Here is a 14,098-nt window from a genome sequence, read left to right as displayed (position 1 = left end):
GCAGATAGTCATGACTCCCATCACCGCTGGCCATCCTCGTATCCTGTCTATAGAAGACGACCTCGTGCTCGGTGCTTATGTTCATGAGCACCTGGGGCGCTGCGGTTTTCAGGTGACCTGGTGCCAGAATGGTCTGGAAGGCTTGACCATCGCCCGCCAGCAAGCCTTCGATGTGGTGCTGATGGATATTCTGCTGCCGGGCCTGGACGGGCTGAACGTACTGACGCAATTACGCCAGAGCCATTCCACCCCGGTGGTGCTGATGTCGGCGCTCGGTGCCGAGGCGGATCGCATCAGTGGTTTTCGGCTGGGCGCCGATGATTACCTGCCCAAACCCTTCAGCATGGTCGAGTTGCGGGTGCGCATCGAAGCGATCCTGCGACGGGTCGCGCTCGACCGCCGGCCAGCGCCGGCACCGATTGCCCCTTCGGCGGACAGCCTGCGTTTCGACGATGAATGCTGTGATGTCTTTTATGGCGAACACGCTGCCGGCCTGACCCGCAGTGAGTACCGGTTGCTGGAAACGTTGAATCGCAATGACGATGAAGTCCTGAGCAAAGCCTTCCTTTACCAGCATGTGCTGCAGCGCGGTTACGCGCCCCATGACCGCAGCCTCGACATGCATATCAGTCAGATCCGCCGCAAGCTCAAGGCCATCGGTTACCTCGAGCGCGAAGTGCGCACGGTGTGGGGCAAGGGCTACGTATTGAGTGCTGTCGATGAAGTGGAGTGACCTGCCGGGCAGGCATTCGCTGTTCTGGAAACTGGCGTGTTTGTTGGTGGCGTTCTGTCTGCTGATGATCTGGCTCAGTTGGTCCTGGGGGCGCTACATGGAAAAGAAAAACCTGTTCCTGTCCGACGAGGCACGGGGCACGCTGATGCGCTACGCCGCCGAGGCCGAGCAGGCGTGGAATAAGCGCCAGAGTGCAGGCGTCGATGCCTGGTTGCAGAGCGTCGGCCATCGCGAGTCGACATGGGTCGGCGTGATTGGCGGCGATTTGCAGTCATTGAGCAGTTACCCGCTGACGGAAAAAGAAACCCATCGCCTGACCTTTTTACGCAGTCTGGATTCGCCGACGAGTCGCCATACCAAAGGCCTGCCGTGGTTGAGGGTGCCTTTTCCCAACGATCCGTCCGCCGGCAGTCTGGTGATCGAACTGCCCCGGCGTTTCGTGCCCGGGCACTACCGGGTGTTCTGGCGGGTGATCACCAACGAGGTGATTCCCGGACTGTTCACCTTGCTGCTGTGCGTCGGTCTCTATCGGTTGCTGGTCGTGCCTTTGAACAGTCTGCGCGAACAGGCCAATGCCTGGCGTGCCGACCAATTGAACGTGCGGTTGTCGAGCCGCATCACCAACCGCCCGGATGAGCTGGGTGAACTGGGCCGGGCCTTCGATCACATGTCCGAGCGCCTGCAAAGCGCGGTGGCCCTGCAACAACAACTGTTGCGCGACCTGTCCCACGAATTGCGCACGCCACTGAGTCGCCTGCGCGTGGCCAGCGAAAGCGAGCAGGGGTTGACGCAATTGCGCGAGCGCATTGGCCGAGAGGTCGATGGTATGCAGCGTCTGGTGGAAGACACCCTGCAACTGGCCTGGCTCGATACCGAACGCGCACCGCTGCCCGATGAATCGATCCAGGTTCAGGCGTTGTGGGAAATGCTCACGGAAAATGCCTGCTATGAAAGTGGCTGGCCGGCGAGCCAGTTACAGTGTGCGGTGGATTCGTCCTGCTGGGTGCGCGGCCATCTCAATACATTGGCTCAAGCGCTGGAAAACATCCTGCGCAATGCCATTCGTCATTCACCGCAGGGCGGCGTTGTACGTCTGGGTGGGCAGCGCGATGGCGACTTCTGGCATGTGTGGCTGGAGGATGAGGGTGGCGGGGTGGCTGAGGTGGATCTTGAGCGGATCTTCTGTCCGTTCATTCGGCTCGATGGCTCGCGGCCGGGGGATGGTGGGTTCGGGTTGGGGTTGAGCATTGCGAGGAATGCGGTGCAGCGTCAGGGCGGGAGTCTTTGGGCTGAGAACACCGGGGCGGGTTTGCGGTTGAATATGCGGTTGGTGGCAAATGTTGGTGGCGCCAGTGCTGACGCCATGGCGAGCAAGCTCGCTCCCACAGTGGTTCTCTGCCGGCCACAAATCGTGTGATCAACTCCGCACCCTGTGGGAGCGGGCTTGCCCGCGAAGAGGCCCGTCGGGTCACCATTACGAAAAAGTCTCACCGCTGGTGAGACAGTTTTCTTGGGCCCAACAACCATCGGATCTACAAGGGCTGTCACGCTGAGGTGAAAGTCGCACCACCGGTGCGACAATTCTCTGGTCGAACAACCTGATCATTTTCTCCCAGTGCAAACCTTGTTTAAAGCTGCACTGTGCGTACGCAGCGACGTCCAGCCGGCAAAAGTGTCAGCGCTGCTGACACAAACCCGCCCCTCGGTGTGTGAGGGTTGTTCAGTTTTTGAGCAGCTGCCCAGGTCTATTCCGCGCAAACAGCTTAATACGGAAACTGCCCCTTATTCCCATAAACCATAAGCACCGTACTTTGCGTGATATGGCCTGCGAAGGTTTGTCGGTATGATAGGCGCCCCCGCAGTCTGGATTGCGAATACGCCATGACCTTGCAGTACCCAACCATCGCCGATTGCGTCGGCAACACTCCGCTGGTCCGTTTGCAGCGCCTGCCTGGCGCCACCAGCAATACCCTTTTGCTCAAGCTCGAAGGGAATAACCCGGCGGGTTCGGTCAAGGACCGTCCGGCGCTGTCGATGATCACCCGCGCCGAGTTGCGCGGGCAGATCCACGTCGGCGATACGCTGATCGAAGCGACCTCGGGTAACACCGGGATCGCCCTGGCGATGGCCGCCGCGATCAAGGGTTACAAGATGATCCTGATCATGCCGGACAACTCCAGTGCCGAACGCAAAGCCGCCATGACGGCGTATGGTGCCGAGCTGATTCTGGTCACTCAGGAAGAGGGCATGGAAGGCGCTCGCGACCTCGCCCAGCGAATGGAAGCCGAAGGCCGCGGCAAGGTGCTGGATCAGTTCGCCAACGGGGACAACCCCGAAGCGCACTACACCACCACCGGCCCGGAAATCTGGCGCCAGACCGAAGGCACCATCACCCATTTCGTCAGCTCCATGGGCACCACCGGTACCATCATGGGCGTCTCGCGCTACTTGAAAGAGCAGAACGAGAGCGTGCAGATCATCGGTCTGCAACCGATGGAAGGCTCGGCGATTCCGGGCATCCGTCGCTGGCCGCAGGAATACCTGCCGAAGATCTACCAGGCCGAGCGCGTGGACCGGATCGTCGACATGGCACAAAGCGAAGCCGAAGACGTGACCCGTCGTCTGGCCCGCGAAGAAGGCATCTTCTGCGGCGTGTCCTCGGGCGGTGCGGTGGCAGCGATGCTGCGTCTGTCCAAAGAAGTTGAAAACGCGGTGATCGTCGCGATCATCTGCGACCGTGGCGACCGTTACTTGTCGACCGGCATTTTCGACGCGCCTAACTGATGGCCAAGCAAGAGAGAGGCCTGCGCTTCCAGCCCACCGGCGGCAGCAAGGCCCCGCAAATTCCGACCGGCAAAAAGCAGCGTTTGAGTATTGAGCGCCTGGCCAATGACGGTCGCGGTATCGCGTTTTTTGAAGGTCGCACCTGGTTCGTCCTCGGCGCATTGGCCGGTGAAGAAGTCGAAGCGCGCGTGTTGGGCGCCCACGGCAAAGTGGTCGAGGCGCGCACCGAACGGGTGTTCCAGGCCAGCGAACTGCGCCGCCCTGCACCGTGTCCGCATGCCGGTCGCTGTGGCGGTTGCAGCGTGCAACATCTGCCGCACAACGAACAACTCGCCCTGAAACAGCGCATGCTCGCCGAGCAATTGTCGAAGGTCGCCGGTGTCGAACCCGAAGAATGGGCCGCGCCGCTGAGCGGTCCGGAATTCGGTTACCGGCGTCGCGCCCGAGTGGCGGTGCGCTGGGACATGAAGGCGAAAAAACTCGAAGTCGGTTTCCGCGCCGCTGGCAGTCAGGACATCGTTGCGATCAACGAATGCACGGTGCTGGTACAACCCTTGCAGCCGATCATGACCCGCTTGCCGGAAATGCTTCGGCGCTTGAGCAAACCTCAGGCTCTGGGGCATGTGGAATTGTTCAGCGGTTCGTCGTTGGCGGTGTTGCTGCGGCACATGGCGCCGCTGTCCGACGCCGACATGACGATCCTCAAGGATTTCTGCGCCTTCCATGAAGCCCAATTGTGGCTGCACGGTGACGGCGAACCGCAACCGGTCGAGGCTGACCAGTCGTTGGGTTATCGGCTTGAGCAGTGGGATTTGAACCTGGCGTACCGTCCGGGGGATTTCATCCAGGTCAACGCCGGGGTCAACGAAGCGATGATCGCCCAGGCGTTGGACTGGCTGAAGCCGACGGCGGAGGAACGAGTTCTCGATCTATTCTGTGGTTTGGGTAACTTTGCCTTGCCGTTGGCCAAGGTCGTTCGCGAAGTGGTGGCGGTGGAGGGTGTGCAGGCGATGGTCGAGCGGGCAGCTGCAAACGCTGCTAGCAATAATCTTCATAATGCGAAGTTTTTTCAGGCCGATTTATCCCAGCCTTTGGCCGATGCCGAATGGGCGCGCGAAGGCTTTTGTGCGGTACTCTTGGACCCACCGCGTGACGGTGCTTTCGAAGCAGTGCGCAAGCTGGCGTCTCTGGGCGCCAAACGGTTGGTGTATGTATCGTGCAATCCGGCAACGCTGGCGCGCGATACGGTCGAATTGATCAAGCAGGGCTACCGGTTAAAACGTGCCGGGATTCTCGATATGTTTCCTCAGACGGCACATGTCGAGGCCATGGCGTTATTTGAAGCGAGCTAGGACGGCTCGTCTGGTCCGACTGGCCTGCCCGTGCCGCGCTCGCATTAGCCCCGCGAGCGTTCACGGGTAACGAAAGGTCAGCGATTTGACGCATTGAATCTGCGTCGTAGGGAAGGTAAGCAAGATGGTACAGGTGAGAGCACACCAGCCGATCAACACCGACGGCAGTATCAATCTCGAGGCTTGGCTCGATCACGCGGCCAGTGTCGATCCGGCACTGGATCGCGAAGCCTTGAAGGAAGCGTGCGAGTTCGCTCGTGCGTCTGAACAACAGGCCAATGCAGCGAAAAATCTATGGTCCGAAGGGACCTCGAGTTTCCGCACGGGCCTTGAGATCGCCGAGATTCTCGCCGACCTCAAACTCGATCAGGATTCGTTGGTTGCCGCGATCCTGTATCGCGGCGTGCGCGAAGGCCAGATTGAGTTGCCGGCGGTCAGCCAGCGCTTCGGTCCGGTGGTCGCCAAACTCATCGACGGCGTGTTGCGCATGGCGGCGATCAGCGCCAGCCTCAGCCCCCGTCAATCCCTGGTGTTGGGCACGCAGGGCCAGGTCGAAAACCTGCGCAAAATGCTGGTCGCCATGGTCGACGACGTTCGCGTCGCGCTGATCAAACTGGCCGAACGCACCTGCGCGATCCGTGCGGTGAAAACCGCCGATGACGAAAAACGCAACCGCGTCGCCCGTGAAGTCTTCGACATCTACGCGCCTTTGGCTCACCGTCTCGGTATCGGTCACATCAAGTGGGAGCTGGAGGACTTGTCCTTCCGTTACCTTGAGCCCGACCAGTACAAGCAGATCGCCAAGTTGCTGCATGAGCGGCGACTGGACCGCGAGCGCTTCATCGCCGATGTGATGAGCCAGCTCAAGAACGAATTGCAGGCCACCGGCGTCGATGCCGACATCAGCGGCCGGGCCAAACACATCTATTCGATCTGGCGCAAAATGCAGCGCAAGGGTCTGGAATTCAGCCAGATCTACGACGTGCGCGCGGTTCGCGTGCTGGTGCCGGAAATGCGCGACTGCTACACCGCGCTCGGTATCGTCCACACCCTGTGGCGGCACATCCCGAAAGAATTCGACGACTACATCGCCAACCCTAAAGAGAACGGCTACCGCTCGCTGCACACCGCGGTGATCGGCCCCGAGGGCAAGGTGCTGGAAGTGCAGATCCGCACCCACGCCATGCACGAAGAAGCCGAGCTGGGCGTTTGCGCACACTGGCGCTACAAGGGCACCGACGTCAAATCCGGCTCCAACCACTACGAAGAGAAAATTTCCTGGCTGCGTCAGGTCCTCGAGTGGCATGAAGAGCTGGGTGACATCGGCGGCCTGGCTGAGCAACTGCGGGTCGATATCGAACCGGACCGGGTCTACATCTTCACCCCGGACGGTCATGCCATCGACTTGCCGAAGGGCGCGACGCCGCTGGACTTCGCCTACCGAGTGCACACCGAAATCGGTCACAACTGCCGTGGCGCGAAGATCAACGGGCGCATCGTGCCGCTCAACTACAGCCTGCAAACCGGTGAGCAAGTCGAGATCATCACCAGCAAGCACGGCACCCCGAGCCGCGACTGGCTGAACCCGAACCTGGGTTACATCACCACCTCGCGGGCACGGGCGAAGATCGTTCACTGGTTCAAATTGCAGGCGCGCGATCAGAACGTCGCCGCCGGTAAAACCTTGCTGGAGCGCGAACTCAACCGCCTCGGTCTGCCAGCGGTAGATTTCGACAAGCTGGCCGAAAAGGCCAACATGAAAATGGCCGAAGACATGTTCGCCGCGTTGGGCGCAGGCGATTTGCGTCTGGCACAACTGGTGAACCTGGCGCAGCAACTGGTCGAACCGGAGCGCGGCAACGAACAGCTGGAACTGATTCCACGCAAGGCCACCGGTTACAAACCGGGCAAGCGCGGCGACATCCAGATCCAGGGCGTCGGCAACCTGATGACCCAGATGGCCGGCTGCTGCCAGCCGCTGCCGGGGGATGCGATCGTCGGTTACATCACCGTGGGCCGCGGCGTGAGTATTCACCGTCAGGACTGCGCCTCGGTGCTGCAACTGGGTGGGCGCGAGCCCGAGCGGATCATCCAGGTCAGCTGGGGCCCGGTGCCGGTGCTCACCTATCCGGTGGACATCATCATCCGTGCCTACGACCGGTCCGGTCTGCTGCGTGACGTTTCGCAAGTACTGCTCAACGAGCGGATCAACGTGCTGGCGGTCAACACCCGCTCGAACAAAGAGGACAACACGGCGTTGATGTCCCTGACCATCGAGATTCCGGGGCTGGATGCACTGGGTCGGTTGCTGGGGCGGATTTCCCAGTTGCCAAACATCATCGAAACCCGCCGTAACCGGACTCCGTGAAATTGATGTACAGCCTTGAAGACTTGCTGCACCTGATGAGCCGTCTGCGCGACCCGCAGTTCGGCTGCCCGTGGGACATCAAGCAAACCTACGAAACCATCGTCCCGCACACCCTTGAGGAAGCCTACGAAGTCGCCGACGCCATCGAGCGCGGTGACTTCGATCACTTGCAGGGAGAGTTGGGGGATTTGCTGTTCCAGGTGGTTTATTACAGCCAGTTGGCCCGGGAAGAAGGGCGCTTCGAATTCGCCGGCGTCATCGACAGCATCACCCGCAAATTGATTCGCCGTCATCCGCATGTGTTTCCTACCGGTGATCTGTATGCGCCGCTGGATGTTCCGCGTCTTAATGAAGATCAGGTCAAACAGCGCTGGGAAGAGATCAAGGCTGAAGAACGGGCGGAGAAATCTTCGGCGCCCGAACAACTGTCCTTGCTCGACGACGTACCCGCAGCACTGCCGGCATTGTCCCGTTCGGCGAAGTTGCAGAAGCGCGCGGGGCAGGTCGGTTTCGACTGGCCTGACGCCTTGCCGGTGCTCGACAAAGTGCGCGAAGAGCTCGATGAAGTGCTCGAAGCCATGGCCGACAATGACTCGGCAGCGATTGCCGATGAGGTCGGTGATCTGTTGTTTTCCGTGGTCAATCTGGCGCGTCATCTCAAGGTCGATCCCGAAACTGCACTGCGTGGAGCCAACAGCAAGTTCGAAAGACGCTTCCGTTTTATCGAACAGGCATTGCGCGACACCCACCGTCCCATAGAAGATTGCACCCTCGAAGAGTTGGACGCCTTGTGGGGCGAAGCCAAACGTCAGGAAAAGAATTTGCCCAGCTGCGGTTGAGCAGTTGCCTAAGTGAGTAATAAGCACCATGAGCATTTCCCTTCGCGACCAGTTGCTCAAAGCAGGGCTGGTCAACCAGAAGCAGGCCAAACAGGTCGGCAAAGAGAAGCAGAAACAGCAGCGTCTGGCCCACAAAGGTCAGATCGAACTTGATGACTCGCAGCAGCGGGCGGCTCAGGAAGCCATGGCCGAGAAGGCCAAGCGCGACCAGGAGCTGAACCGTCAGCAGCAGGAGAAGGCCGAGGCCAAGGCTCGCGCTGCTCAGGTCAAACAGTTGATCGAAGTCTCGCGTCTGCCGAAGCTGACGACCGAGGACTACTACAACTTCGTCGACGACAAGAAGGTCAAGCGCATCTGCGTCAACACGCTGATGCGCAACAAGCTCAGCAGCGGTTCGCTGGCTATCGTGCACCACGCCGGCGGTTATGAAGTGATCCCCCGTGAGGCGGCCCTGAAGATCCAGGAGCGCGATCCACAGCGTATCGTGCAGATGAACGTGAAGACCGAAGAAGTCGCTGCTGAAGACGATCCGTACGCCGCCTATCAGATCCCGGACGATCTGATGTGGTAAGCCGTTAAAGACTGCAACAACGACAAACCCCGCTCATGGCGGGGTTTGTCGTTTTCAATGCTGTCATTGCTTAGGCGGATTGGAGCTCTCGTTGCTGCTCCAGTTTTTCCAGTTCGGCCTTGTAGCTGTGGGCATCGGTTTCGGAGTGGAACATCCCCACCAGCATGTCTTGTTGGTGCACGTCCCAGATCCGGATACCGGCGGCTACGCCTTCGTGGGACTTATGTGAATCGTCGCGTTCAGTTACTTTTACAGTCATCTGCTAGCTCCAATCTCTGTTATCTGCAGCAAGGCGTGTGCAGGACTCCGTTATATGTTTGGTTAGCCTGCTAAGTAAACGACTGAGTTTGGTAACGGACTTTTGCAAAATCAGAGAAAATCCTGCAGCCCTTGAAACACGCGGCATTTGGTCGCAAGCCGCTGAGTTTCATGACAAAAGCTTCATGTTTGCGACGATGAAAACGGCGGATTCAAACCGGTACCTGTAGGAGCCAGGCTTGCCGGCGAAGGCGTCCTTGGGTGCGCCTTCGCCGGCAAGCCTGGCTCCTACAAAAGCAAAAGCAAAGGCACAAAAAAAACGCCCCGAACCAGTCGGGGCGTTTTTATGTGCGGCGTACGCGGGGTATTACTTACCCTGCCAGCGCTTCAGTACCAGCGTGGCATTGGTGCCACCGAAGCCGAAGCTGTTGCTCATCACGGTGTTGATGGTGGCGTCTTCACGAGTCTTGGTCAGGATCGGCATGTCAGCTACTTCCGGGTCCAGTTCGTCGATGTTGGCGGAACCCGCCATGAAGTTGCCTTCCATCATCAGCATGCAGTAGATCGCTTCGTGAACGCCGGCGGCGCCCAGGGAGTGACCCGACAGGCTCTTGGTGGAGCTGATGGCCGGAGCCTTGTCGCCGAACACTTCACGCACACCTTTCATTTCCATGACGTCGCCGACCGGAGTCGACGTGCCGTGGGTATTCAGGTAGTCGATCGGAGCGTCAACGGTGGACATGGCCATCTGCATGCAGCGGATGGCGCCTTCGCCGCTTGGGGCGACCATGTCGTAGCCGTCGGAGGTCGCGCCGTAGCCAACGATTTCCGCGTAGATCTTCGCGCCGCGGGCCAGAGCATGTTCCAGCTCTTCGACCACGACCATGCCGCCACCGCCGGCGATGACGAAACCGTCACGCTTGGCGTCGTAGGCACGGGAAGCTTTTTCCGGGGTTTCGTTGTACTGGCTGGACAGTGCGCCCATGGCGTCGAACAGGAACGATTGGCTCCAGTGTTCTTCTTCACCGCCGCCGGCGAACACGATGTCCTGCTTGCCCATCTGGATCTGTTCCATGGCGGTACCGATGCAGTGAGCACTGGTGGCGCAGGCAGACGCGATGGAGTAGTTCAGGCCCTTGATCTTGAACGGCGTGGCCAGGCAAGCGGAAACGGTGCTGCTCATGGTCCGCGTGACGCGGTATGGGCCAACGCGTTTCACGCCTTTCTCGCGCAGGATGTCCAGCGCTTCCATCTGGTTCAGCGTGGAGGCGCCACCGGAGCCGGCGATCAAACCGGTACGCGGGTTGGAGACTTGCTCATCGGTCAGACCGGAGTCGGCGATGGCGTCTTTCATGGCCAGGTAGGCGTAAGCCGCCGCGTGGCCGACGAAGCGAAAGATCTTGCGATCGATCAGCTCTTCGAGGGGAAGGTCAATGGAGCCGGAAACCTGGCTACGCAGACCCATTTCGGCATATTCCGGGTTGAACCGGATGCCAGGGCGGCTTGCACGCAGGTTAGCGGAGACGGTCTCTTTGTCATTGCCCAGGCACGAAACGATGCCCAGACCAGTGATAACGACGCGGCGCATGCGGATAACCCTTAGAAGTTGTCAGTGGAGGTGAAAACGCCGACCCGAAGGCCTTCGGCGGTGTAGATCTCGCGGCCGTCGACGCTGACCGAACCATCGGCGATGGCCAGGTTCAGCTTGCCCTTCAGTACGCGCTTGATCTGAATGTTATAGGTTACTTTCTTGGCGGTCGGCAGAACCTGACCGAAGAATTTCACTTCGCCCGAACCCAGGGCGCGACCACGGCCCGGCAGACCTTGCCAGCCGAGGAAGAAGCCGACCAGTTGCCACATGGCGTCGAGGCCCAAGCAGCCTGGCATCACCGGATCACCTTCGAAGTGGCAGGCGAAGAACCACAGGTCCGGAGTGATATCCAGCTCGGCGACCAATTCACCCTTGCCGTACTTGCCACCCTCGGCGCTGATATGGGTGATGCGATCCACCATCAACATGTTCGGGGCGGGCAGTTGTGCGTTACCTGGGCCGAACAGCTCACCGCGACTGCAGCGCAGCAGGTCTTCCCGAGTAAAGGCGTTTTGTTGGGTCATGCGAGCTCCTCAATAGTCCCATGCGGCAGGTGGGGCAAATCTTCCCGGCCGATCGAAGCGTTTATGCCTCGAGTCAGCAGCCTACTCATAGACTATTGCGTTGTGGTGAAAGTCACAGCACCAAGGACATGAATGTACACTTGTGCACTGAAATTATTATTCAAGCCCCTTTTCGGGCCTGTTCGGGTGCCTAAGACTGCCGCACTTTCGCCTTTCACGCCAGTCGCAGATAGCCGAAAGGCCTGCACTACTGCACCCAGCGCTGCAGAATTTGCTGCAAATCTGTGCGTTTGAAGGGCTTGGCCAGGTAATCGTTCATTCCCGCCGATAAACAGGCTTCGCGGTCACCCTGCAAGGCGTTGGCAGTCAGTGCGATGATCGGCAAGTCTGTGCAGCCGGGTAATTGGCGAATCTGTCGGGTGGCCTCGTAGCCGTCGATGATCGGTAGCCGGCAGTCCATCAAAATGGCTTCAAAAATCAGACTCTCCGCACTGCGCACTGCCTGGGCGCCATCGGTGACGACGCTGACAGTAAAGCCCAGACTGCGCAACATTGCTTCGATGACCGTCTGATTGACCGGATTGTCTTCCACCAGCAACACGTTGCGCCCTTCGCCATCACCGCTGCCGGTCGGTATGCGCGGCGCCAGCACGGGCAGCGTCTGTTTATAGAGCGCCAGCGGGATTTCCAGGGTGAACACCGAGCCGCGACCTTCCTCGCTCTGGGCGCGCAACGTGCCGCCCATGCGTTCAGCCAGTGTGCGAGCAATCGGCAGGCCCAGCCCGGTGCCACCGTATCGCCTCGAAATAGAACTGTCGGCCTGCTGGAAGGCGTTGAACATTAATTCCAGGCGTTCAGCCGAGATACCAATCCCGCTGTCGCGCACGGTGCAGGTGAACCACAGCAATTCGTGATCCAGCGACTGCCATTGCGGTTCGATGCTGACGCGGCCCTGTTCGGTGAATTTCAGCGCATTGCCGATCAGGTTGACCAGGATCTGCCGGATTCGCGTCGGGTCGCCCTGCACCTGCAACGCGCGCATGTCGTCCGGAATCGACAGCGCCAGGTCGAGCCCGCGTTGCACGGCGCTGTGCGAGAACGACTGGGCGCAACTGCCGATCAGGTCTGCGAGGTTGAATGGAATGTGCTCCAGCTCCAGTTCCGAACGCTCGATGCGCGAGAAATCGAGAATGTCGTTGATGACTTTGAGCAGGTGTTCCGTGGACTCCGAGGCAAGCGCCGCGTATTCGATCTGCTCCTCGGTCATCTCAGTGGTTTCCAACAGTTGCAGCATGCCCAGCACGCCATTCATCGGCGTGCGCAATTCGTGGCTCATCATTGCAAGGAAATCGGATTTGGCGTTGTTGGCCTTTTCCGCTTCCTCGCGAGTCTGAATCAACTGCGCCATCGCTTGATGCTGTTCGCGACTGGCTTGTTCGAGCCCGTTGGCGAGGTTGTTGATGTGTTGCGACAGCGCGCCCAGTTCAGTGTCGTCGACGATCGGCAGCGGGGTTTTGTAGTCGCCGTCCTGAATGGCCTTGACCGCGTTGCCGATGTCGCGAATCGGTTGCGAAAGGCTGCCGGCCAGGCGCCGGGCGACCAGAAAAGTAAACAGCAGGGCGAACAGCGCCAGGATCCCGGCCTTGAGCAGGATTTCCTGCTGACGCTGGCTGAAGGCGTCATTGGACAGGCCGACGATCACCCGACCCAGATAATCCTCGGAGGACGCCGTGTTGGCGACGCGGCTTCCCTGCAGGAAATCATTGTGCAGCTGGATGCGTTGCAGCCGCACCGGGGCCTGGAACACTTCGACCTGGTGCGAGCGGTTGTGGGTTTCCGACGGTTGCTCGACGTACACCAGAATCCGGTTGGCACTGTCCTGGACTTCCAGAAAGCGCACATTGGGCGTGGCCAGGGTGGCCTTGAGCAAACTGTCTAGCACCTCGTTGTTGCCCGAGATCACCCCGTATTCGGTGGCCGGTGCCAGTTGGTTGGCGATCAGCTGCCCAGTGTGATTGAGCTCCTGACGCAGGTCCTGGATCCGCACGAAGGTAAAGAAACTGATCAACAGCAACGTCAGCAACAGGGCAGGGCCGAGGCTGATAATCTGCGTGCGGGTGTTGATGTCCCAACGGCGACGAAAGGTCATGGGCGGCTTTCTCCTTCGGCCAACTGTGTTGCGACAGACGCTTCATTCATCTGTTCAATCCCTAATGAACGAGCCACTTGCGGGTTGCTTAAGACTTTGAAGCGTTGCGGGTAGTGCGTGCGTGGCCACGTGGCCGGTGGCCGGTCGAGCAGTTCGTCGAGTATCGCCAGCCAATCGCTCTGATCGCTGTAGGTGCTGGCCAGGCTCCCGGCCCTGACGAACCCGGCGTTAGGGCCGATCAGCGCCAATTGCCGTGCATAGCTGCTGAGCAACAGGTTTTTAGCGGTTTTCGGGTTGTACAGATCGGGGTCGTCGAGGCCCAGCAACACGTCGCTGTTTTTCAGTAACGCCTGCAACGGCCGGCTGTCGTTCGTGTTATCCCAGCGCTCGGTGACTACTTCAAGGCCCAAGGAGTGGGCGGCCTGATGCAGTTCTTTCAAGAGGAATTCGCTGTGGCTGTCGAAGAGCACGCCGACCCGTTTGGCCTGAGGCAGCAGCAATCGGGTCAGGCGCAATTGTCGGTCCAGGGGCGGGTCGCTCCAGAGCAGGCTGAGACGCGGGGGCAGGGTGGCCCCCAGATGCTGACGGGCTTGCAGGCGGCTGATGCGCAGCACCAGCGTCGCCGGGCCCTGGGTGTCTTGCAGGCGCCAGTCGAGGCTCGGCAGGTCGAGCAGAATCAAACGGGTGCCGGCGGGCAGTTTGCCTGGCGCCGGCAGACTGGCCAGCGGCTGGAAGTGCACGTTATCGGCAGGCCGCAAAGCGCTCAAGGCCTGAGTGAAGGATTGCATGCCCGGGCTGTCCTCGGCGCCGGTCAGCAAAATGTCCGCGGCGGTGGCCGCCAGGCTGCTCAGCAGTCCGGCAAACACCAGGCACAACCCGGCCAGCAGGCGGCCAAGGATTGGCGTCTTGCGTGACGGGCTATAGAGCAT

The 14,098-nt window shown here is 60.0% G+C and carries 12 protein-coding genes; 7 read left to right on the top strand and 5 right to left on the bottom strand.

What is annotated here, in order from left to right; genetic code table 11:
- Window positions 1-10 precede the first annotated feature (10 nt).
- The 7 genes from QFW87_RS22190 to QFW87_RS22160 all read left to right on the top strand — a co-directional run bounded on the left by QFW87_RS22190 (window position 11) and on the right by QFW87_RS22160 (window position 8,647).
- Entirely contained in the window at window positions 11-733 is a 723-nt protein-coding gene (locus tag QFW87_RS22190) for a response regulator transcription factor (RefSeq protein ID WP_283181305.1), read from the top strand.
- The gene (locus QFW87_RS22185; RefSeq protein ID WP_283188891.1) at window positions 720-2,150 is read left to right on the top strand and encodes a sensor histidine kinase; all 1,431 of its coding nucleotides are present in this window, start codon (window positions 720-722) and stop codon (window positions 2,148-2,150) included. Before QFW87_RS22190 ends, QFW87_RS22185 begins: the two co-directional genes overlap by 14 nt.
- A 464-nt stretch (window positions 2,151-2,614) precedes the next feature.
- The gene (gene cysM / locus QFW87_RS22180; RefSeq protein WP_008148007.1) at window positions 2,615-3,517 is read left to right on the top strand and encodes a cysteine synthase CysM; all 903 of its coding nucleotides are present in this window, start codon (window positions 2,615-2,617) and stop codon (window positions 3,515-3,517) included.
- Window positions 3,517-4,869, top strand: coding sequence for a 23S rRNA (uracil(1939)-C(5))-methyltransferase RlmD (gene rlmD / locus QFW87_RS22175; RefSeq protein ID WP_283188890.1), 1,353 nt, complete (start codon window positions 3,517-3,519; stop codon window positions 4,867-4,869). The genes cysM and rlmD overlap by 1 nt, the downstream gene beginning before the upstream one ends.
- A gap of 124 nt (window positions 4,870-4,993) precedes the next feature.
- Complete coding sequence (relA, locus tag QFW87_RS22170) at window positions 4,994-7,237, top strand: GTP diphosphokinase (RefSeq protein ID WP_283181302.1); 2,244 nt, start codon at window positions 4,994-4,996, stop codon at window positions 7,235-7,237.
- 5 nt (window positions 7,238-7,242) lie between these two features.
- Window positions 7,243-8,076: a nucleoside triphosphate pyrophosphohydrolase gene (gene mazG / locus QFW87_RS22165; protein ID WP_149631668.1), complete on the top strand. Its 834-nt coding sequence runs from the start codon at window positions 7,243-7,245 to the stop codon at window positions 8,074-8,076.
- Between the two features lie 28 nt (window positions 8,077-8,104).
- Window positions 8,105-8,647: a DUF2058 domain-containing protein gene (locus QFW87_RS22160; protein ID WP_283181301.1), complete on the top strand. Its 543-nt coding sequence runs from the start codon at window positions 8,105-8,107 to the stop codon at window positions 8,645-8,647.
- 70 nt (window positions 8,648-8,717) lie between these two features.
- Here QFW87_RS22160 and QFW87_RS22155 read toward each other — a convergent pair whose 3' ends face one another.
- The 5 genes from QFW87_RS22155 to QFW87_RS22135 all read right to left on the bottom strand — a co-directional run bounded on the left by QFW87_RS22155 (window position 8,718) and on the right by QFW87_RS22135 (window position 14,098).
- Window positions 8,718-8,906 carry a hypothetical protein gene (locus QFW87_RS22155; protein ID WP_095132420.1) on the bottom strand — a complete coding sequence of 63 codons (189 nt, stop codon included), beginning with the start codon at window positions 8,904-8,906 and terminating at the stop codon, window positions 8,718-8,720.
- A 366-nt stretch (window positions 8,907-9,272) separates the two neighbouring features.
- Window positions 9,273-10,493, bottom strand: coding sequence for a beta-ketoacyl-ACP synthase I (gene fabB, locus QFW87_RS22150; protein ID WP_283181300.1), 1,221 nt, complete (start codon window positions 10,491-10,493; stop codon window positions 9,273-9,275).
- 11 nt (window positions 10,494-10,504) lie between these two features.
- Window positions 10,505-11,020 (bottom strand): 3-hydroxyacyl-[acyl-carrier-protein] dehydratase FabA, encoded by a 516-nt coding sequence (gene fabA, locus QFW87_RS22145; protein WP_008148022.1) that lies wholly within the window; start codon window positions 11,018-11,020, stop codon window positions 10,505-10,507.
- Between the two features lie 247 nt (window positions 11,021-11,267).
- Window positions 11,268-13,169: an ATP-binding protein gene (locus tag QFW87_RS22140; RefSeq protein WP_283188889.1), complete on the bottom strand. Its 1,902-nt coding sequence runs from the start codon at window positions 13,167-13,169 to the stop codon at window positions 11,268-11,270.
- Complete coding sequence (locus tag QFW87_RS22135) at window positions 13,166-14,098, bottom strand: ABC transporter substrate-binding protein (RefSeq protein ID WP_283188888.1); 933 nt, start codon at window positions 14,096-14,098, stop codon at window positions 13,166-13,168. Before QFW87_RS22135 ends, QFW87_RS22140 begins: the two co-directional genes overlap by 4 nt.

The sequence above is a fragment of the Pseudomonas sp. PMCC200344 genome (assembly GCF_030053095.1).
Lineage (GTDB): Bacteria > Pseudomonadota > Gammaproteobacteria > Pseudomonadales > Pseudomonadaceae > Aquipseudomonas > Aquipseudomonas svalbardensis.
This window is presented reverse-complemented; position numbering and strand designations above follow the sequence as displayed.

Coding starts and splice junctions, on each gene's coding strand:
- QFW87_RS22160 (WP_283181301.1), top strand. CDS start 8,105: ATGAGCATTTCCCTTCGCGACCAGTTGCTCAAAGCAGGGCTGGTCAAC.
- QFW87_RS22185 (WP_283188891.1), top strand. CDS start 720: ATGAAGTGGAGTGACCTGCCGGGCAGGCATTCGCTGTTCTGGAAACTG.
- fabA (WP_008148022.1), bottom strand. CDS start 11,020: ATGACCCAACAAAACGCCTTTACTCGGGAAGACCTGCTGCGCTGCAGT.
- QFW87_RS22190 (WP_283181305.1), top strand. CDS start 11: ATGACTCCCATCACCGCTGGCCATCCTCGTATCCTGTCTATAGAAGAC.
- QFW87_RS22155 (WP_095132420.1), bottom strand. CDS start 8,906: ATGACTGTAAAAGTAACTGAACGCGACGATTCACATAAGTCCCACGAA.
- QFW87_RS22135 (WP_283188888.1), bottom strand. CDS start 14,098: ATGCTCTATAGCCCGTCACGCAAGACGCCAATCCTTGGCCGCCTGCTG.
- rlmD (WP_283188890.1), top strand. CDS start 3,517: ATGGCCAAGCAAGAGAGAGGCCTGCGCTTCCAGCCCACCGGCGGCAGC.
- fabB (WP_283181300.1), bottom strand. CDS start 10,493: ATGCGCCGCGTCGTTATCACTGGTCTGGGCATCGTTTCGTGCCTGGGC.
- cysM (WP_008148007.1), top strand. CDS start 2,615: ATGACCTTGCAGTACCCAACCATCGCCGATTGCGTCGGCAACACTCCG.
- QFW87_RS22140 (WP_283188889.1), bottom strand. CDS start 13,169: ATGACCTTTCGTCGCCGTTGGGACATCAACACCCGCACGCAGATTATC.
- mazG (WP_149631668.1), top strand. CDS start 7,243: ATGTACAGCCTTGAAGACTTGCTGCACCTGATGAGCCGTCTGCGCGAC.
- relA (WP_283181302.1), top strand. CDS start 4,994: ATGGTACAGGTGAGAGCACACCAGCCGATCAACACCGACGGCAGTATC.